Genomic DNA, 18861 nt, shown 5'->3' on the forward strand with positions numbered 1-18861 from the left:
GATCTCGAGGTCTTGAAACAGCTCATCACTATTTTCTTTTATTCGCCACGAATAGACCGACCGCGGCAACTTCTTGTCCAACTGCCTGGCGATAGAAAGTGTGATGGCAAACAGAACTATCATGTCCTCTATTTCTAAAACAGTTCCTGGTCGTACAGAGAGTGTGGATTTTGGTATGTCAATTTTCAATGGAGGGCTCGGGTGTAGGTTCCGAGGGCAAGACTTTGAGAAATGTGCCGCAGCCTATCATCCAGCCGATAGGCAAAGTCCGAATACCGGTAAGCATCCGCAATGAAATGTGATCTGGAATAATGGCGTGCCAAATGCCAGGAGCGACGGAGAAGCGAGATGTCTGAAAGTTGTGAGTACAGATCCCGCATTGCTGCTTAGCAGAACAGCTTCCCCCTGGCTATTATTATGGGTCTTCGGGCCGCATTAGATTCACAAGTGTAGCTACAAAGACACACAAATAATAGTGCTCGACCGTCACGTCGGACGAATGGCTTTTCCAATCATCATTTTGGCTTGGTTGCAGGGCACCCTCGTACTGACTAATGCCATCAGAAGCTGGTACTGCAACCTTGCAGATGCGTCGAGGTCATCGCGATACGAGAAGAGATGGCTTTCCGCTACAAGACCTGCACGATGAAACACTTCAAATAACGCGTCTCCGGCATGCTGGCCAGGATCGGATGGTCGGCACTTTGGCCTCGTTGCTCAATCAGGCGAATGTCTCGCTTGGCGTCGCGTGCCGCGAGACGGATGCTCTTCCAGAGATCTGCTTCAGAGACAGGATGAGAGCAGGAACTGGTGACCAGAAACCCTTCCGGCTTGAGTAGCTTCAAACCCAAGAGATTGACATCCTTATACCCGGTCAATGCGCCGGCCAAGGCCTGCTGGCTGCGCGCGAAGGCCGGAGGATCGAGGATCACCAGATCATAGCGTCGCCCCGCCTTCACCAGCTTGCGCATCTCTTCGAACGCATCGGCCTGGCGATAGGTGCAGCGATCCTCCACCTTGTTCATCGTGGCCTGTGTTCGGGCCATGGCCAGTGTGTCCAGACTGACATCGAGGCCCTCCACTGACACGGCTCCGGCGAGCGCGGCATGAAGGCCGAAGGCGCCGGTATGGCAGAACACTTCCAGCACCTCGGCTCCTGATGCCAACTTGGCCGCTGCCAGCCGGTTTTCCCGTTGGTCGCAAAACCAGCCGGTCTTCTGCCCCCGTTCCACATCCACGAGAAACTTCGCGACCCCTTCGTGAATCTCGACTTGTGTCGGGCCGCTGCCACGGAGAAATCTCCGTTCGAGAGGCAACCCTTCGAGTTGCCGACTCTTGGCCTCGTTCCGCAGGTACACACTCGTCAGATTCAATTCTTTCATCAGAATGTCGGCTAAGAGTTCTTTCCGGCTATCCATGCCGAACGATAAGCACTGCATGACCAGCAGTTGATCGTACCGATCCACGATCAACCCCGGTAGTCGATCGCCTTCTGCATAAATCAGCCGATAGGCATTGGACTGCGCGACCACTCGCTGCCGGAGGCGGATCGCCTGCTGAATTCTTCCCCGCCAGAACGTCTCGTCGATGGATTCATCCTCGAATGTCAGGAGCCGGATGCGAATTTTTGACGCAGGATTATAGAGACCACGTCCGTAGAATTGTCCGTCGGGGGTCAGGACATCGACCAAATCCCCGGCTGCGGCTTGACCGGTGACCGGCCCGACATGACCGGCAAAGAGCCAGAGAGGCCGTCCTTCCGGGGCGCGGAGCGACGTAAGGCGGACCTGGGCCATCGTTGTCATCGTCTTGTCTCCTGTGACTGGGTGTAGCTGACTGTGTGCGTGAGCGTTCGCCTGCCGGCTGTCGTCAACTCGATCATCACGCGCTCATTGCTTGACGAACCCCGGCCAGTATGTTTTCCTGATGACGAAGCGTTTCAACCGACCATGTGAGGATAAAGAAGAATGGGCGACAAAGCCACCATTGGTTCCGCGGTACTGGATCGCCTGTATCGCCTGGGCGTTCGCCATATTTTCGGCATTCCCGGGGACTATGTCCTCTCCCTCTATCAACTGATCGAGGCCTCGCCGATCACACACATCGGAACCACGCGAGAAGACTGTGCCGGGTTTGCAGCGGACGCCTATGCCAGGATCAATGGGATAGGCGCGGTCTGTGTCACGTACTGCGTCGGCGGGCTCAATACCGTCAATGCCATCGCCTGTGCCTACGCCGAACGCTCGCCGGTCGTACTCCTGACCGGATCACCCGGTCTATCTGAACGAACTCGAACTCCCTATTTGCATCATATGGTTCGGGATTTTGCCACCCAACGAGAAGTCTTTGAGCGAATGACCGTCGCGGCCGTGACACTGGACGACCCGTTGACGGCTGAACGGGAGATGGATCGAGCCTTTGCCGCCCTGCTCCGCTACCGCCGTCCTATTTATATCGAAATCCCCAGAGACATGGTCCACTGTCCGCTGACAGGAGGCATGAAGCCGTTCTGCATCGAGGATACGCCGAGTGACCCGGCGGCACTGGAGGAAGCGATCAGCGAGGTGCGAATCATGCTCGCCTCTGCCAAACGGCCGGCCATGCTCGTCGGCGCGGAAGTCGGCCGCTTCGGACTCCAGGACGATCTGGCTCGCTTAGTGGAGCGGCTGAATATCCCCATCGCCTCCACCTTGCTCGGGAAATCGATCATTCGAGAAGACCATCCGCTCTATGTCGGCGTGTACGGCGGACTCATCGGCCGGGAAGAAGTGCAGCAGTTCATCAATGAGTCCGACTGCCTGTTGCTCCTGGGATCCATTCTCTCTGATGTGGAAGATTTGGATGCCACATCGCCGTTGCTGTCCGAAGGACGAACCATCCATGCCACCGCCGACCGCGTGGCGATCAAACACCATCGGTACGAATCGATTAAATTCCAGGACTTTGTCCAAGGCCTTGTGAAATCTCCGCTTCCCTCCTTTTCTCATTCCCAGCAGCCGTTCCCCGCTCAAATCCTTCCTGTCCCGGCGACACCGGACCCGGATGCACCAGTGACGCTCGGCGGACTCTTCCGCCACCTGGATACGGTGCTCACCGAAAAGACAGTTGTCATTGCCGACGTGGGCGAATCACTCTTTGCGGCGGCCGATTTGCACGTGCGCCACCGGTTTGAGTTTCTATCGCCGGCCTATTACACATCGATGGGGTTTGCCGTTCCCGCGGCATTAGGCGCTTCGTTTGCGGACCCGAGCCTGCGGCCCATCGTCCTGGTGGGTGACGGCGCCTTTCAAATGACCGGAACTGAATTGGCCAGCTGCGTGCGCTACGGCCAGGCTCCGATCGTCATTATTTTGAATAATCGAGGCTATTCAACTGAGCGTGAGATCTTGGAGGGTCCCTTTAACGATGTGCATGAATGGCAGTATGACAAGGTGTGCGACCTGATCGGAGGCGGAAGAGGTTCGCGTGTAAGCACGCAGCGGGAATTTGAACAGAACCTTGCCGCTGCCTTTGCCGATCCAAGCCGGCTTCATGTCCTGAACGTGCTCCTCAGCCCCAACGATCGATCACCCGGCATGGTGCGATTGGCGAGGCGGCTCGGGAAAAAGCTGTCGACGGATAAGCCATAGGAGAAACCATCCACTCCTGCCTGCTTTTCCCTACACCCCTGCCGGACATTTCCTCAAAATTCGAGTGATTCTCGGGCATGAAGTGACAAACACTTAGCCGTTGGTCACGCCCATCGATGGCATACCCCCTGCATTTTACAGTTGTTTATATTACACTCCAATCGGAGTAACCTAGCTCTTCTCGCCCTGCTGTCTTTACGCGAGACCGGCTTTCAGTAATAATCATTGATCCGCAGAGAGGCCCACAGTGTCTGATTTTTATCAAAATGGAGTCGTGACCGTTCTCCACCGGCTCGGGCAGCCCAACACCGAGCAGCTGGAGGATGAGCTTGAACGGTATGCGAAAACGACGCCGATCGCGCTGGTCCTCCCGTCGCTGTATGCGGAACTGGAGCGTCCCGCCCTCAAACGCATCGTCGAGATCCTGAGCGAGGTTCGCTACATCAACGAGATCGTCATTTCTTTGGATCAGGCCTCCGCCTTGGAATTCAGGCTGGCCAAGCAATTCTTTTCTCAACTCCCTCAACGGGTCCGCGTCGTCTGGAACGACGGCACCCGGATCCAGGCGCTGTTGAACACCTTGGTTTCGCATGAGATCGACATCGGACATCAGGGCAAGGGACGCGGGTGCTGGACCGCCTACGGCTATGTCCTGGCCAGGGGGCAAAGCCAAGTCATCGCCCTGCATGACTGCGACATTGTCAGCTATGACCGTCAGTACCTGGCCCGCCTCTGTTACCCCGTCGCCAATCCGAACCTCGCCTACGAATTTTGTAAGGGGTATTACAGTCGCGTGACGGACCGTATGCATGGACGGGTCACCCGTCTCTTCATCACTCCGCTGATCCGGAGCTTGCAACTGCTGGTCGGGCCGCATCCGCTCCTCTCCTTTTTGGATAGCTTTCGGTACCCGCTGGCCGGTGAATTCGCGATGGTGCGGGATCTGGCGTGGATCAACCGTATTCCCGGCGACTGGGGGTTGGAAATCGGCATGCTGGCCGAGGTGTACCGCAATTGCGCGCTCCGGCGGATCTGCCAGGCGGATATCGCCGATGCCTATGAGCACAAGCATCAAACGCTGTCGACGCACAATCCGGATGCCGGCCTGCTGAAAATGTGCGTCGATATCACGAAGTCGCTGTTCCGCAACCTGGCGAGCGAAGGGCTGGTCCTTTCGGAAAGCACCCTCAAAACGTTGCGGGCTACCTATCTCCAGGCTGCGCAGGAAGCCATCAGCCGGTACGAAAACGACGCGGCGATCAACAGCTTGCGCTTTGACCGCCATGAAGAGCGCCGCGCCGTCGAGGTGTTTCTGCGCGGCATGACCTTGGCGACGGACAGTTTCCTCGGCGACCCCTTGGGGGTTCCCATGATCTCGAACTGGAGCCGGGTGACCCACGCTGTCCCGGACATTTTTCATCGGCTCATGGACGCCGTGGAACAGGACCATGCCTGGGATCCTACGGCAGAAACCAGGCAACCCCTCTCATGAACAACAGCTTGATTCCGCTCACCGCTGAAACCGAAGACCTGCTGGAAGCCGTGCGCAGTGCCGACATCTTAGTCGGCATTCCCAGCTTCAACAATGCAGGGACCGTCGGCCACGTCGTCCGCGCCGTCGGAGCGGGGCTGGCAAAATACTTTCACGGCCATCGTGCCGTCCTGGTCAACGCCGACGGCGGATCCACCGACGACACCTCCACCATCGTCGCCCATACCATGGTCGATCTGGAGCCCCTCTTTATCAGCGATCGGCAGAGCACGCTCCACCGGATTGTCACGCCCTATCACGGAATCCCAGGGAAGGGCAGCGCGTTTCGAACGATTTTCGAGATCGCTCGACGGCTCAAAGTCAAAGCCTGTGCCGTCGTCGATTCGGACGTCCGCAGCATCACGCCCGAGTGGATGGAACTGCTCCTTCATCCGATCATCAAAGAAGGCTATGACTATGTGGCCCCCTACTATCGACGCCACAAGTACGACGGAACCATCACCAACAGCATCGCCTATCCTCTGACCCGAGCCCTCTACGGACAGGAGGTCCGTCAGCCGATCGGCGGAGATTTCGGCTTCACCGGAGAACTGGCGCAACACTATCTTGAGAAACACGTCTGGGAATCCGATGTGGCGCGCTTTGGAATCGACATTTGGATGACGACCGAAGCCATTACGAGCGGAGCCAAAGTGTGTCAGAGTTTTCTGGGGGCCAAGATCCATGATCCCAAGGACCCAGCCGCCGATCTCTCATCCATGTTGCGGCAGGTGGTGGGCGCGTTGTTCGCCCTGATGGAAGCCCATGCCCCCACCTGGCTCCCCGTCACAGACTCTCGGAAGGTACCTCTCTTCGGCTTCCAATATGAGGTGGGTGTTGAGCCGGTGAATGTCAATGTCGAACGGATGGTGGACTTGTTTCATCTCGGGCTGACGGACCTGCGCGATATTTGGGCGCGCATGCTCTCTGAAGACGCCCTGGATGAACTGTCGCGTCTTCGGGATATCCCTCTACGAGATTTCCGCATTCCCGACTCGCTGTGGGCCAAAATTATTTATGATGCCGCCCTGGCGCATCATCGGAACGTGCTGCCCCAAGAACATCTCCTGAAAGCGCTGACCCCTCTCTATTTGGGGAAGACCGCGTCATTCGTGCTGGATAGCCAAGGGTTGACATCGGCGGAAGCCGAGCAGCTCATCGAAACACTCTGCCGGACGTTCGAGAAGCAGAAAGAATATCTTGTCGCACGTTGGCCACAGTCTCACGACGCGCGCGAAGTCATCAGTGCCGCTCGCGCGAGGCCTGAAAGGAGCGAGCCATGACCTCAAGCTGGGAACAGACGTTACTCGGACCAGTCGCAGCGCTCGGCGAACGCGTGCTCGCCATCCTCCCCAATATCCTGGCCATGATGATCCTCTTGCTGGTCGGTCTGGGCGCAGCCTGGGGCACGGGGCATTTGATGGAACGGTTGCTTCGCGTCATCGGCCTGGATCGCCTCTGCGATCGAATCGGCATCGCCGCGGCCCTGCTGAGGGGAGGCATCAAAGCCGATCCGTCCTATATCATCGGCCGCATTACCTACTGGCTGATTGTAATCTTCGCCACCACGGCATCGCTGGGCGCGCTCGATGTGGCTCCGATCAATGAAGCCGCGCACTCGCTCTTGTCGTATATTCCCCATTTGGTCACCGCGGCCGTGATCGGGATCATCGGCTATCTCGTCTCAAATTTCGTGTCACAGGCCGTCCTCATCGCCGCTGTGAACGCGGGGCTCCCTCCCGCCCGCTGGATCGCAGCCGGGACTCGTTGGGGCATTCAGCTCTTGACGGTGGCCATGGCGCTCGAACAGTTGGGGATCGCTCAACACATCGTCGTCGTTGGATTCGGCATTACCTGGGGAGGCCTCGTCCTCGCCGCCGCATTGGCCTTAGGGTTAGGTGGCAAGGATCTTGCTAAAGATTTTCTAGAACGACGTTTGGCCGGACATTCCCGGTCGCAAATCAACGAAGACCTACGACATCTATAAACTTATGTCACGCTATTTACTCTTCACAGACCTGGACGGTTGTCTCTTAGACAACGACACCTATTCCTTTAACGAGGCAAGGCCGGCCCTTCACGCCCTCCGTTCGGAGAACATTCCGGTCATTATCGTCTCCGGAAAGACCCGCGCGGAGATCGAACCGCTTCGAGAGCGCCTTGACCACCATAGTCCTTTCATTGTCGAGAACGGTGCGGCGGTGTTTGTGCCCCTCAACACCTTTGATTTCCCCTTGGAACGATCGCGCCGCCGCTTCGGCTATCAAATCATCGAACTCGGCACACCCTATGCGCTTCTCCGGGATGTGCTCCGGCAAATTGAAGAGGCGGTGGGCACACCGCTTCGAGGATTCGGTGACCTATCGGTCGATGAAGTCATGGCGAATACAGGACTCGCCCGAGAAGATGCGCTACGGGCGATGCTGCGGGAATTCGATGAGCCGTTTTTGGTGAGCGGCCCCCCCAAGCTGATCGAGGAAGTCTGCCGCCAGATCGTGACGCGAGGGCTGAATTGGACCAGAGGGGGGCGGTTCTTTCATTTGACGGGAAACAACGACAAAGGTCGGGCCGCAGAAATTCTTCTTCGCTGTTACAAACGACAGGAACGACTGGCCAACCTGCCGGACGACATCGAAACCATCGGCATCGGCGATAGCTTGAACGATCTCCCGCTCTTACTGACGGTCGATCATCCGGTCTTGGTGCAAAAACCGGACGGCTCGTATGACCCCGACATCAACCTGCCGAATCTCATTCGCGCGCCGGGCATCGGTCCGGCCGGATGGAATCAGGCCGTCTTGGAATTGCTCAGACAGGCCTCGGAAGAGACATCCCTTGGCCGATCAGCTAATATCCGAGCCACCTGACCGCCCCTCTTCCGAACATTTGCGCGCTAGCAGAATGGAGTCCGCAGGCTGGTTAAAAAGGCCAACGTTTTCACCCGCCCTCCCCGGCGCGCCCGCTGCGAGAACGCAGCTCGCGAAATTTTCCTATAGCCTGCTAGTCCTCGGCCGGATTGATGATGTGCAATCCCGCCGTTTTTGATGCTGCCAGCAGCTGGGGATCCGCGCTGACGACGGTCAAGCGCAAGGGCTTCAGCTCCAACGCCAGTGCAAGGTGCATCACCTGAGGCGACCGAAGGAACGGATACTCCAGAGCTAATTCCTTCGTTGCCAAATAGGTTCCCATCTTCGGTTCAATAAATTGATAGAGCCCCTGTTTGGATTCAATCTCGAACTTATACAGAACGGAGTAGCAATCGTCCCGCGTAATCTGCCCTTCGTGAGCGCGTGCGCACAGCACCGAATAGAAATCCGTCACGCTCCAGGTCGGCACGATCGCGACTTTCCCGCGCTTCACCATCAGCTTGTTCACAATCCTGGTGCCCCGCTCCATGCTGTAGCGTTTAATGAGCGCGGTTGAGTCAAAATAGTAGTATGGCATGCCCCTACACCCTCCCCTTCAGAATGATTTCCGCAAGCGGACCTTGGAGCTTGGAGAGCCGATCTTGCAATTCATCGAGCGGCACCTCTTCATAGCCCTCTTTTCGCAAGGTGTCGGCAAGGTTCCCATTATTGAAGGACGCCGTGTCTTCCTTCAGTCGGTCGTTCAATCGCCGCTTGGCCACGCGGCTTGAAAGCTTTTGTCCGGATTTGGTCAACCCCCGCCCCCTGCTGCGAGGAGCTCGGCTGACGGAGAGTTCGTCTGTCTTTTTCACGATCAATGCCTCCTCATGAAAGGTTTTACCGCTTCACCCCCGACTCTTCTCGCGGGCAACTCGCCGGCATCGTCGCCGTCTCCGGCAATGCGACCTCGCCGAAAATATGCGCCGCAATCGCCTTCGCGACATCCGACGACAGCTCGTGTTGCATCACACGCAGCGTCTTCGCCGTGGCTTCACGCTCCGTCAGGTGCCCTTCTCTCCCACCACGCGCCGTCGCCCCGACGACCCGCCGCGTCCCCGGCTCCACAACTTCGAAATCACTGCACCATCGTACGTATTTGAACTGTGGGTCCCGCACCTCAATGGGGAACAAACGGACAGTGCCTCGGACGATCAATTCCGGGGAACCGGCCTCGTCACCTTCCGCTCGTGTCGTCACGTGAAGCCCTTCCCGGATCAGCCCTTCCGCCAGCGCGCGTCCGACCGGTTCCGCATGGTCGCCGGACACTTGTACCGCAAGCACCAGATTCGTGGCAAGAAATTGCTCCAGCTCGCCCGACAATTCGTTTACCTGATAACGGGATGGAGCGCCGTTCCCACTGAGACGGATCACCCGCAAATCCGTGTTGTATACCTCGCGCAGCACGAGATTTCGTCCGGCCCGCCGAAGGGCGCGGACCTTGGCAAGTTTGTCGATCGCTTGCCGTGACTCGGCGACATCCGCGTCGATCGCGCGATCCAACGCCAAGACCTTCTCCATCAATGCGGCTTCGGCCTGCGCGCGATTCATCACACTCAAGGCGTAGTACACCCGGCTGTCCCGGTCATACCACACATCGGCGATCCTGACGCTTTCCAGCATTTTGTCGGTGGACACTTTCGTCACGCTGTCGATCGTGAGCCGCCGCTCGGCGTTGGAGACACCACGATTCTCGACGAGCAAATACGATTCCCAGTCCTTCGCCTGCGCGGCGACTTCCGCCTTGAAGATGCGAGCCACCGCCGCATAGGCCTGATCCTCCGCATTGCTTCGAGTCTCTGCTTGACCGACCCCTGTCAGGTATTGCGTCAACGGGTAGTCCGCGCTCCGGCCATCGACCCACGCGGGCTTTCCTTTGCCAGTGAACCACGCACAGCCAGTCCATGCAGATACCATCCACCCCAGGCACAGGAAGACCGCGACACCTTGTCCGAACCAACACTCGCCGGTCCGCATCATTGCATCACGCGCTGGATAATGAACATCGTCTGGCCTTCGGTCAGTGCTATCGTGTGTCCATCTTTCGCTGCCGTCGCCCCTTGTCCCGAGGGTTGAATGAACAGGCGGTACTGGCCTGGCGGGACCCACGCTCGGGCCACGTGAATTTCGTCGGGCAAAGTCTGCCAGCTTCGCTTGTCGACTTCTTCGGACGCCACGGCCATTCCATGAGCCACGAGCCCGACCAACAGTCCGACCCAGGGAGCGGCATCCCTTCCCGCGGCATGTTGCGCGCCGATCATCGCTCCTTCCGCCGCCGCATATTTCGTCGCGGCTCGCGCGAGGGCTTTCACCGTGATCGACGGTAAACGTTCCGACAGGCTTTTCTCGGCCAGTGCGGTGACATTGTGTGCCGCTTCAGACCGAACGACGACTGACCGGCCGTTCGAATCCGTCAACGTCATGCTTTCGGATGCGACCTGTGTTTTCTGCGAAACCAGCTGCGGCAGGGCGACGCGGACCACCCGCCCATTGAGTCCGTACAGCACACTGTCCGCAACCCGATCTCGCTGATACGGCGACCGGAAGACGCCTCGATTTAGCAAGACTAACTGTGCGGCATCAAGACTAATAGGCAAGTCCAAGAAAAGATCCTCTTTCCGGGGAGCGCGCCCATTATAGCTGATCAGCACGACTTGAGCGAGTCGCTCTTGGGATGAAAGAGGCTGCCAGACGGCATCAGGAAATGCCTGTCGATATTCGGCAAACTCGGTTGCGAGGTCAAGCGCCGCCGTCGTCCGCAGAAGATCGGCGCGCAAAGACGGAGGGGCGGACATTTTCAGCCACCCGCTCATGGCTCCATACGCTTCATAGGCGTTGCGATAGGCGATAAATGCATTATTCAGATCCCCGACCGCCTCGTACAAGATACCGGATACATACCGAGCAAATCCGTCATTCCGGTATTTGTTTGTGTCCTTGACTCTGTCACTCAGCACATTCAAGCGATGATCGATTCGTCGAGCCTCCACGAGCGCGCCTTGGAGCTGCCCTTGAGCCGCATAGTTGATGGCCTTGATCACGTTGATCATGACGTGTTCGTAGGCATCCCCTTCGTACGGCAGGGCATTATCGTTGGTCAGAAACGCGGCGGTTTCAGAACGGATGGTTCTGGTATAGAGCCGCTCGACCTCCTCTTCCGCCCGCTCCAATGCCGCATTGCTTTGCTGATAGTCACCTGCCAGCTGTAGCACCATTCCGCGATCCATTTCATACAGCACGCGCCCCTTCGCTCCATACTCTTTTTCGGTCTGCTCGACGATCGCCACGGCTCGTTGCGGATCACCGGCAACGAGGCTTTGTTCAATGAGGAGGTAGCGATTGACGAAAGGGCCACAGCCGGTCAACAGCACGAGGGCGGCAAGAAACGGCAGCAATGAGATCGGGGTGACAACGCCCCACCGCACAGAAGCCCCGTGGGCAAAGCGTGGGAGGATTGGGTTCAACAGCGTTCGTGGAACTTAAAAGACGGTCCGCTTTTTCTCAACCACCTTCTTGATCTTCTTCTGTCCGTACCACACCTTCGCGTTGTTCTCCAGGTCGATCATCTGAAGATCCACTTGGTAGAAGACCGCTTTGGTCCCATCGGCCTCGTCAAGAATGGTGGCGATCGTCCCCTTCATCATGAAATCGGCGCCGATCTCTTTCCCAGGAGATTTCTGCGTGTCTTCGCGAGCATACATCGCCTGTTCTTTCCGTTCGGTACGAACCTCGTCACGCTCGCCTTTCCCGGCCACGAACGTGACTTTCTGGGAATTGGTGAGTTCCCGCTCCAAATCCGTGATGAAGGTTTGCACGCTGATATGTTCATGACTGCTGTTCAGGACCGTCCCCACGACGACGACGGGCTGACGTTGGTTGGCCTTTTCAAAATTCCCCAGCCATGGATATTGCAGCGCATCCTTGACCATCGCTTCGGCGACCATGCGGGAATCCGTATCGTTCCACCGGCCGCTCAAATCGGTCACGATTCCGGCATCGACACGAGTCACCTTTGTTTCGTGCCCGCATCCGGGCAACGCGAGGCCGACACACACCGTGGCGACGAGCACAGGACGAAACATCCGGATCACCGTGAACCTCCGAGCAGAGATAGACAACGTCCTTTTCATGGAGGTCTAGCGAACGCCTCGCTTTTCCTCTTCGTTCTCCAACCGCTCGAACAGACGGTCGGCATTCTTCCGGACGAAGTCGCGGACTTGTGAATTCAGCTCTTTGGCCTGCTCCAAGTTGTTCTTCATATCCTCCAAGCTCAACTTGGTCAACACGTAATAGGTGTTGGTCTTGGGATCCATATACTGATCGATTTTACGGACTCCGCTGAGTGTGGTCGTCGTGATGGTTTTGATGGCCCGCTCGATATTCTGCTCTTCCGTATTCCGGGTAAAATCTCCGGCGGTCGTCGAGGCCGCATAGTCTCTCATCAGATACCCGCTGTAGGTCTCGAATGTTTTGGCGATCTCGGCCCTCCCGCGATTCTCGGCCGTATCCCAGGCAAGCGGCGCATTACGGACACCCGCGACCGCCCCCACCCCGTAAAACGCTTTGCTGTCTTTTTCATTAAACGCTCCGGATCCTTTTTCGACCCATTTAGGAGGACCGCCACAAGCCGCCAGTCCCATGATGAGGATGACGAGACCAGGACCGACCAGCTTTGAATGAAGCGATTGTGACCGGATCATACACTCCTCCTTGGAGATACGTATAGTTACTGTACGTAGAACATCCCGAGAAAAAACGTTGGAGTCATGCTAACATGGGTTCTTGGATCAGTCAACGCAACGCCCGCTTCGAGCGGCATTTCCTGGACAAGGAGGAGTTCGGTGGCGGATATTCAGATCGACGACGGCATCATTCAAATTCTGAACCTCGAGATTCAGGATCCCAAGGCGGCGGCGGTACTCTCGGCCTACCCCCAAGCACGTTGGGCGGAAATCACCCGTCGAGCGGTCAAAATCGGGCTTGGATACCTGAAAGGTGGAGAAACGGGCTAGCTTCCGGCAAGGCTCGCAACGAGCGAAGAGGTGCGACTCAGTCCCGTACGTTGAGTCTCGGAGCCCGCATCGACGACTTTGCGAGGCGTGCGGCGTGAGAACGAAGCCGGAGGACTTTTCAACAGCCCGCTACGGCGCTGGAGTGCGATCGGCTTGACTGACAGTGGCTCGGGCGCGAGCATGGGTGCCACCCAGCTCCAAGTATCGGCGAAACGCCTCCACCGACTTCGCCTGGTCATTGAGATGATCGGCATACAGCGTCCCCAATGTGAAGTAAACATCCTGGTACGCGTTGTTCACTCGCAGGGCTTGTCGGAGAGCCGCTTCAGCTTCCGCAAATTCGCCGCGTTTTTCATGAACCAATCCCAGTGTATAGAACGAATCGGGGTTTTCCGAAGCGTGTTTCACCGCAAGGAGGCCGGCGGCTAACGCCTCGTCGAGATTCGGCACGATTTCCAATCGAATATAACTCTTCAGAACATACGCATTGCCGTAGGCTGGATCGTAGCCGATCGCTCGATCCAGACGTTCCAACGCTTCGTCCGCGGACTTCCCTTCCTGCAGCAGCGCAAAGGCACGTTCGTATTGAGCCTTCGCCTCCCGTTGCCGTTCGGAAGGAGTCTGTGGACCGGCGCCAAGCGTAAACGCCGACCTCCGCCCCTCGACCAACGCGGTGTCTCCGTCGCCGTCGATGCGGAGGCTCACTGGATGTTGCGTCCCATTGGAGACCGCCTCAACCTGTCGAACCACATAGGTCCCCAACTCGGAAGCCATGAGCCAGCCGTTTCCGTCCAGATCGGCAACACCAGACAGCCCGATCAATAGTGTCTGCACAAAGCGACTGCTCTTCTCAACACGAACGGCGGCCTCTCCCTTGCCTGCTGCACTGATGACTTGGACCGCGCGTCGTTCCGTATCCGATTCTGGAGCCAGCCGTCCTTCTGCTGAAAAGCCAGGCGGCTCAGTGGTCTCCCATCCGAACACCGGCGCATCGAGAATCAGAAGCGTGTGTTTGGAAGCCGAACGCCTCGTAAATTCTTTTAAGTGCTCAACCGTGATCGACTTCGTGGCATTGTTAACCTGTGCGTCAAACGGCACAAGATACCCTCGCTCGTACCCGTCGAGATCCTGCATATACCCCGCATGGCCCGCGTAGAACACAACGAGCCGGTCCATGCGCCCGACTTTTCTCGGCAACATGTCGTTGAACAACTGGTGGAGACGTCGCAAGCTTGCATCCTTGTCGTAGAACTCGACCACCTCGTCGAACCCTAATCGTCGAAATGCCTCGGCCACCTGCTTGGCATCGCTGATCGCTCCCGGGATGGGAGGAGCCAAGACGTAGTTTTCAATCCCGATAATGATCGCCCAGGACTTGTAGTATAGACCTTCCGGCTTTCCCAATTGAGCCTCAGCAGTCGACAGGGCAACGACCAAGAACAGTCCAAACACATGAACGCCCCGTAAGAGCAGCCTCAAAAGCCCACGCGCCAGGCTTTTCTTCCTAAAATGTCGTTTGCTGGTCATCGAGTCAGCCTATCTCCGGCCTAGACAGGTGTCAAGAAACGGAGTCGGGAGGCATCTGCGCCCCGACAAGACTGTCTTGGAACAACTGTATGGTTGCAGGCGTCTCCGACTTTCTCCATAATTACGCGCGACGATGGACTGTGCTAAGGAAGGAGACGCGACCGCCATGAGCGAAAAGATTGAGACCCTGTTGAAGGAGAGTCGGACGTACCAGCCCACCGCCAAGACAATAGCCGCAGCCCGTATCAAAGACTACGAAACCGAGTACAAGAAATCCATCGCCGACCCTGAAGCGTTTTGGGACCGTGAAGCCAAGGAACTGGAGTGGTTTTCTCCTTGGGGAAAAGTGCTGGAGTGGAACTATCCATGGGCCAAATGGTTTGTCGGCGCACGATGCAATATCGCCTATAACTGCCTGGACCGGCATGTCAAAACCTGGCGCAAGAACAAAGTGGCCCTGATCTGGGTGGGGGAAAACGATCAAGAACGCATCTTCACCTATGCCGAACTGTACCGACAGGTGAACCGTTGCGCCAACGCCCTCAAAAAACTTGGCCTCCGGCAAGGCGATCGTGTCACCATCTATTTGCCGAAAATCCCCGAACAAGTCATCGCCATGCTGGCCTGCGCCAGAATCGGCGTGATCCACAGCGTCGTCTATTCAGGATTCAGCGCCCCCGCCCTTGCCAGCCGCATCAACGATGCAGAAGCCAAGCTGGTGATTACGGCTGATGTCGGGTTCGACCGCGGCAAGACCATCCAATTAAAAACCGTGGTGGACGAAGCCGTCAAAACCTGCCCGACGATCGACCATGTGGTGGTCGTACGCCGCGAAGTCCAAGGTCCAGCCCTTTCCGCCCAAAAGGAAATCGACTGGAAGGAGTGGATTGAATGTGAGCGACCGGTGTGTGAAGCGGAACAACTGGATGCCGAAGCCCCGCTGTATATCCTCTACACGTCCGGAACAACCGGGAAACCCAAGGGGGTCGTCCATGTCCATGGCGGGTACATGGTCGGCACCTATACGACGACGAAGTATGTGTTCGACCTCAAAGAGGATGACGTGTACTTCTGCGTGGCAGATCCGGGATGGGTCACAGGTCACAGCTATATCGTCTACGGTCCGCTCCTCAATGGCGCCACGATTCTGACCGCGGAAGGGAAACCCGACCATCCGAATCCCGGACGCTGGTGGGATCTCATTGAACGGTATGGAGTCTCGATTTTCTATACGACCCCGACCGCCATACGACTGCTGATGCGCTACGGCGAAGACTGGCCGAAAAAATTCGACCTCTCGACGCTTCGTATTCTCGGGAGCGTCGGAGAACCGATCAACCCGGAAGCCTGGGAATGGTATCACCGCGTGACGGGCGGGGACAAACCCATCATGGACACCTGGTGGCAAACAGAAACGGGATCGATCTTGATTACCCCGCTTCCCACCGTGCCGCTGAAACCCGGCTCGGCCACGCGCCCATTCCTTGGCATTGAAGCCGATGTCGTCGATCGCGAGGGTAACAGCCTCCCCGCGAACGCCGGTGGCTTTGCCGTCATCAAAAAACCATGGCCCTCCATGATGCGGACCATCTACAAGGACCCTGAACGGTACGAAACCTATTGGCATACGATTCCCAACTGCTATACAGCCGGGGATGTCTGTCACAAAGACTCGGACGGCTACCTCTGGTTCATGGGTCGGGCGGATGATGTGATCAAGGTCGCGGGTAATCGGCTTGGCACGGCCGAAGTGGAAAGCGCATTGGTCAGCCATCCCGCCGTCGCAGAAGCGGCGGTCATCGGAAAACCACACAAAACAGTCGGTGAATCCATCAAGGCCTTCATCATCTTGAAACAGGGAGAGGAGGAAAGTCCGGCCTTGATCAAATCGATCAAAGATCAAGTCTTGAAAGAGCTGGGGAAGATCGGCGTCCCCTCTGAAATTGACATCGTGTCGTCCCTGCCGAAAACTCGATCCGGGAAAATCATGCGCCGCGTGCTCAAAGCGAAAGAACTTGGACAAGACCCAGGGGATATTTCAACCATCGAGGAGTGACGGATTGGGACGGGGCGGTCGAAAGCCAGGGGAGCCGATCTATTTGCGACGGCATCTCATCGCGCTCTCTCTAGCGGTGGGCCTGCCCGTAGTGCTGTTGCAACTCTACAAGATTTACGTGGGCCCGGTGAGCTTCGGGGCGCAGATGGGATTTGGGATTCTGGTCTCAATCCTGGCCGGCATCATCCTCTACTTTACCTACCGCTCATCGGCACAGAGTCAGCGGTAACTTCTAAATCGGTCGATCCTGCCGAGCGGCAAAAGAAGGGAAGAGATCTTTCTGGCGTGTAGTTGCGCGAAGATGCGTGGCGAACGGATACCGGAAACCGTGGCAGCTCAGCGCTTGGCAATCTCGACTTGAGCCGCGAGAAGAGGGGGATGGATCGGCACAACACAGAAGTTATGCAGCCTTCCCTGACGCAGTCTTCGTTCGCACCAGGAGATCTACGTCACAATCCAAGACATGCAGTAAGGACAGCAACTGATCGATGGACTTGCAGTAGTTTGTCTGATCGAGCAGACGATAGAACTGTGTGGCTGATGTTCCAAGCCGCCTGATCATTTCACGCTTCGATAAAGCACTCGCCTTGACTCGTTTCTGCAACTCAATGGTCAACTTGTACAGGAGCGCATTCCGTAAGTAGCGTGGATCCTGGTTGTACTCCAACACTTGCTCGCTATGGACAGTTCCTTCCTTGCCTGATTCCAGCCTATATGTGAACCCTTCTCGTCCCAGCTCCTTGTCGACTTCAAGCTGCACAATCGGATCGTCGAGGGTCGGTTGAGGATCAACCTTGGAATAGGGAAAGTAGAACGTCTTCTTCGACGCCTTCACGTGGAACGCTTTTTTTCGGTTATTATGAGTCACGGATTGGATTCTCATAAAAGTCTCTCGCGTTCTAACTCGGCGATCAATCCTCGAAGCCTTCGCGTGGCCTTCCCGCCATGGACGTACTATGATCCAAGTCCCATTTCACAACCAACACGCCATCGTGATACACATGCACATGTCGGGGAGAATGATCGCTTTTCCAGGTGAAAAAAATATAGCCATCCCGGCGAATCTTACCCAGATCAAGTGTTACCCTTAGCGGTATCATTTGTCAAGACTGCGCCATGGATGCCTCCACAGCGGAAGAAGTCCCCTCGACTGCACAAGCTGCTTCACGAACATCACCGATCGCCTCTCAAATCCGTCAAGGGTCTGATCAGACAGCAGGTCCAACTCTCCTTCCATGTGTTGCGATGGGGAAAGGCTCCTCGACACGTTTTCTGCTCCAATCCGGGACAATCATGCGCCGCGTGCTCAAAGCGAAAGAACTTGGACAAGACCCAGGGGATATTTCAACCATCGAGGAGTGACTGCATTGGGACGGGGCGGTCGAAAACCAGGGGAGCCGATCTATTTGCGACGGCATCTCATCGCGCTCTCTCTAGCGAGCTGAAGGCTGACTGCTATGAAATCAGATCAACCCCCGCTTCTGCAGGTACTCTGTATCGATACTGATGGTGGATTTAGGAAGTTGGCCGCGCTCTTGGAGCAGACGCTCGACATACTTGCCGATGAGGTCAGATTCAAGATTGACGGGATCATTCACCTGCTTGAGGCCAAGGATCGTCACCTTCGCCGTGTGTGGAATGATGGCCACGCTGAACCCCTGCTCGGTCATCGCATTGATTGTGAGGCTGATGCCATCGACCGTAATGGAGCCCTTTGTGACACAATAGCGCAGGATCTCCGGAGGCGCTCCGATGGTGAACAGGATGGCATTGCTGTCTTGCTGCCGGTTGCGAATGACACCCACTCCATCCACATGACCAGCCACCAGATGCCCGCCGATGCGCTCATTGAGCTTCATAGCCCTTTCGAGATTGACCGGCATTCCCACAGCGAATCCTCCGAGCGTCGTCACCGAGAGTGTTTCAGGCGAGACCTCCACGGAAAAGTCGCGCTCGCTTCTCGAGACGACCGTGAGGCAGATTCCATTCACGCTCACGCTGTCACCGATCTTCAGGTCGTCCAGCACTGTCGAGGCCAGAATCGTGAGCCTGGCTCCCGCAAGCGTTTTTCTCAGAACGGTCACGGCGCCCATTTCTTCGACAATGCCGGAGAACATCAGTCTTTCCTCAGGATGATTTGTTTCACCACATAGCCAAACAGCACGATCAGTACCACAACGCCCAGACCGGCCAGCCCGCCGAT

Annotated in this window: 18 protein-coding genes; 8 read left to right on the top strand and 10 right to left on the bottom strand. The window is 56.9% G+C overall.

Annotated features, from left to right (window positions below):
* Positions 1 to 629: 629 nt before the first annotated feature.
* Complete coding sequence (locus tag COMA2_RS03975) at positions 630 to 1805, bottom strand: class I SAM-dependent rRNA methyltransferase (RefSeq protein WP_090894871.1); 1176 nt, start codon at positions 1803 to 1805, stop codon at positions 630 to 632.
* Positions 1806 to 1967: 162 nt separating this feature from the next.
* On the opposite strand from COMA2_RS03975, the gene COMA2_RS03980 reads away from it, so the two are divergent.
* The 5 genes from COMA2_RS03980 to COMA2_RS04000 all read left to right on the top strand — a co-directional run bounded on the left by COMA2_RS03980 (position 1968) and on the right by COMA2_RS04000 (position 8027).
* Positions 1968 to 3629 (top strand): alpha-keto acid decarboxylase family protein, encoded by a 1662-nt coding sequence (locus tag COMA2_RS03980; RefSeq protein WP_090894874.1) that lies wholly within the window; start codon positions 1968 to 1970, stop codon positions 3627 to 3629.
* A gap of 274 nt (positions 3630 to 3903) precedes the next feature.
* A complete protein-coding gene (locus tag COMA2_RS03985; RefSeq protein ID WP_245630867.1) occupies positions 3904 to 5121 on the top strand; it encodes a glycosyltransferase family protein in 1218 nt (405 codons plus the stop codon).
* Positions 5118 to 6443: a glycosyltransferase family protein gene (locus COMA2_RS03990; RefSeq protein WP_090894877.1), complete on the top strand. Its 1326-nt coding sequence runs from the start codon at positions 5118 to 5120 to the stop codon at positions 6441 to 6443. Before COMA2_RS03985 ends, COMA2_RS03990 begins: the two co-directional genes overlap by 4 nt.
* Positions 6440 to 7147 (top strand): mechanosensitive ion channel family protein, encoded by a 708-nt coding sequence (locus tag COMA2_RS03995; RefSeq protein ID WP_090894879.1) that lies wholly within the window; start codon positions 6440 to 6442, stop codon positions 7145 to 7147. The genes COMA2_RS03990 and COMA2_RS03995 overlap by 4 nt, the downstream gene beginning before the upstream one ends.
* Positions 7148 to 7151: 4 nt before the next feature.
* Entirely contained in the window at positions 7152 to 8027 is an 876-nt protein-coding gene (locus COMA2_RS04000) for an HAD-IIB family hydrolase (RefSeq protein ID WP_090894880.1), read from the top strand.
* Between the two features lie 133 nt (positions 8028 to 8160).
* Here COMA2_RS04000 and COMA2_RS04005 read toward each other — a convergent pair whose 3' ends face one another.
* Genes COMA2_RS04005 through COMA2_RS04030 form a run of 6 tightly spaced genes read right to left on the bottom strand, consistent with a single transcriptional unit; the run spans position 8161 to position 12763 of the window.
* Positions 8161 to 8604, bottom strand: coding sequence for a type II toxin-antitoxin system VapC family toxin (locus COMA2_RS04005; protein WP_090894882.1), 444 nt, complete (start codon positions 8602 to 8604; stop codon positions 8161 to 8163).
* A gap of 4 nt (positions 8605 to 8608) precedes the next feature.
* The gene (locus tag COMA2_RS04010) at positions 8609 to 8878 is read right to left on the bottom strand and encodes a hypothetical protein (RefSeq protein ID WP_090894884.1); all 270 of its coding nucleotides are present in this window, start codon (positions 8876 to 8878) and stop codon (positions 8609 to 8611) included.
* A 25-nt stretch (positions 8879 to 8903) separates the two neighbouring features.
* Positions 8904 to 10043 carry an LPP20 family lipoprotein gene (locus tag COMA2_RS04015; protein ID WP_090894886.1) on the bottom strand — a complete coding sequence of 380 codons (1140 nt, stop codon included), beginning with the start codon at positions 10041 to 10043 and terminating at the stop codon, positions 8904 to 8906.
* Positions 10040 to 11488 carry a COG3014 family protein gene (locus tag COMA2_RS04020; RefSeq protein ID WP_090894888.1) on the bottom strand — a complete coding sequence of 483 codons (1449 nt, stop codon included), beginning with the start codon at positions 11486 to 11488 and terminating at the stop codon, positions 10040 to 10042. Before COMA2_RS04020 ends, COMA2_RS04015 begins: the two co-directional genes overlap by 4 nt.
* Before the next feature lie 54 nt (positions 11489 to 11542).
* On the bottom strand, positions 11543 to 12145 hold the full coding sequence (locus COMA2_RS04025; RefSeq protein ID WP_090894984.1) for a penicillin-binding protein activator LpoB: 603 nt from the start codon (positions 12143 to 12145) through the stop codon (positions 11543 to 11545).
* 54 nt (positions 12146 to 12199) lie between these two features.
* Complete coding sequence (locus COMA2_RS04030; protein ID WP_090894889.1) at positions 12200 to 12763, bottom strand: LPP20 family lipoprotein; 564 nt, start codon at positions 12761 to 12763, stop codon at positions 12200 to 12202.
* Between the two features lie 141 nt (positions 12764 to 12904).
* Here COMA2_RS04030 and COMA2_RS20045 point away from each other — a divergent pair, with 141 nt between their 5' ends.
* Positions 12905 to 13075 (top strand): hypothetical protein, encoded by a 171-nt coding sequence (locus COMA2_RS20045; RefSeq protein ID WP_175304377.1) that lies wholly within the window; start codon positions 12905 to 12907, stop codon positions 13073 to 13075.
* Positions 13076 to 13204: 129 nt separating this feature from the next.
* Here the strand turns inward: COMA2_RS20045 and COMA2_RS04035 are convergent, their stop codons facing one another.
* Positions 13205 to 14602, bottom strand: coding sequence for a caspase family protein (locus COMA2_RS04035; RefSeq protein WP_090894891.1), 1398 nt, complete (start codon positions 14600 to 14602; stop codon positions 13205 to 13207).
* 166 nt (positions 14603 to 14768) lie between these two features.
* On the opposite strand from COMA2_RS04035, the gene acs reads away from it, so the two are divergent.
* Positions 14769 to 16658: an acetate--CoA ligase gene (gene acs / locus COMA2_RS04040; protein WP_090894892.1), complete on the top strand. Its 1890-nt coding sequence runs from the start codon at positions 14769 to 14771 to the stop codon at positions 16656 to 16658.
* Positions 16659 to 16662: 4 nt separating this feature from the next.
* A complete protein-coding gene (locus tag COMA2_RS04045; protein ID WP_090894894.1) occupies positions 16663 to 16887 on the top strand; it encodes a hypothetical protein in 225 nt (74 codons plus the stop codon).
* 171 nt (positions 16888 to 17058) lie between these two features.
* Here COMA2_RS04045 and COMA2_RS04050 read toward each other — a convergent pair whose 3' ends face one another.
* Positions 17059 to 17541: a helix-turn-helix domain-containing protein gene (locus COMA2_RS04050; RefSeq protein WP_090894895.1), complete on the bottom strand. Its 483-nt coding sequence runs from the start codon at positions 17539 to 17541 to the stop codon at positions 17059 to 17061.
* 580 nt (positions 17542 to 18121) lie between these two features.
* Complete coding sequence (locus tag COMA2_RS04055; RefSeq protein ID WP_090894897.1) at positions 18122 to 18775, bottom strand: riboflavin synthase; 654 nt, start codon at positions 18773 to 18775, stop codon at positions 18122 to 18124.
* Positions 18776 to 18861: the final 86 nt, after the last annotated feature.

It is taken from the genome of Candidatus Nitrospira nitrificans (genome assembly GCF_001458775.1).
GTDB classification, from domain to species: Bacteria; Nitrospirota; Nitrospiria; order Nitrospirales; family Nitrospiraceae; genus Nitrospira_D; species Nitrospira_D nitrificans.

Coding starts and splice junctions, on each gene's coding strand:
- COMA2_RS03975 (WP_090894871.1), bottom strand. CDS start 1,805: ATGACAACGATGGCCCAGGTCCGCCTTACGTCGCTCCGCGCCCCGGAA.
- COMA2_RS03980 (WP_090894874.1), top strand. CDS start 1,968: ATGGGCGACAAAGCCACCATTGGTTCCGCGGTACTGGATCGCCTGTAT.
- COMA2_RS03990 (WP_090894877.1), top strand. CDS start 5,118: ATGAACAACAGCTTGATTCCGCTCACCGCTGAAACCGAAGACCTGCTG.
- COMA2_RS03995 (WP_090894879.1), top strand. CDS start 6,440: ATGACCTCAAGCTGGGAACAGACGTTACTCGGACCAGTCGCAGCGCTC.
- COMA2_RS04000 (WP_090894880.1), top strand. CDS start 7,152: ATGTCACGCTATTTACTCTTCACAGACCTGGACGGTTGTCTCTTAGAC.
- COMA2_RS04005 (WP_090894882.1), bottom strand. CDS start 8,604: ATGCCATACTACTATTTTGACTCAACCGCGCTCATTAAACGCTACAGC.
- COMA2_RS04015 (WP_090894886.1), bottom strand. CDS start 10,043: ATGATGCGGACCGGCGAGTGTTGGTTCGGACAAGGTGTCGCGGTCTTC.
- COMA2_RS04025 (WP_090894984.1), bottom strand. CDS start 12,145: ATGTTTCGTCCTGTGCTCGTCGCCACGGTGTGTGTCGGCCTCGCGTTG.
- COMA2_RS04030 (WP_090894889.1), bottom strand. CDS start 12,763: ATGATCCGGTCACAATCGCTTCATTCAAAGCTGGTCGGTCCTGGTCTC.
- COMA2_RS04035 (WP_090894891.1), bottom strand. CDS start 14,602: ATGACCAGCAAACGACATTTTAGGAAGAAAAGCCTGGCGCGTGGGCTT.
- acs (WP_090894892.1), top strand. CDS start 14,769: ATGAGCGAAAAGATTGAGACCCTGTTGAAGGAGAGTCGGACGTACCAG.
- COMA2_RS04050 (WP_090894895.1), bottom strand. CDS start 17,541: ATGAGAATCCAATCCGTGACTCATAATAACCGAAAAAAAGCGTTCCAC.
- COMA2_RS04055 (WP_090894897.1), bottom strand. CDS start 18,775: ATGTTCTCCGGCATTGTCGAAGAAATGGGCGCCGTGACCGTTCTGAGA.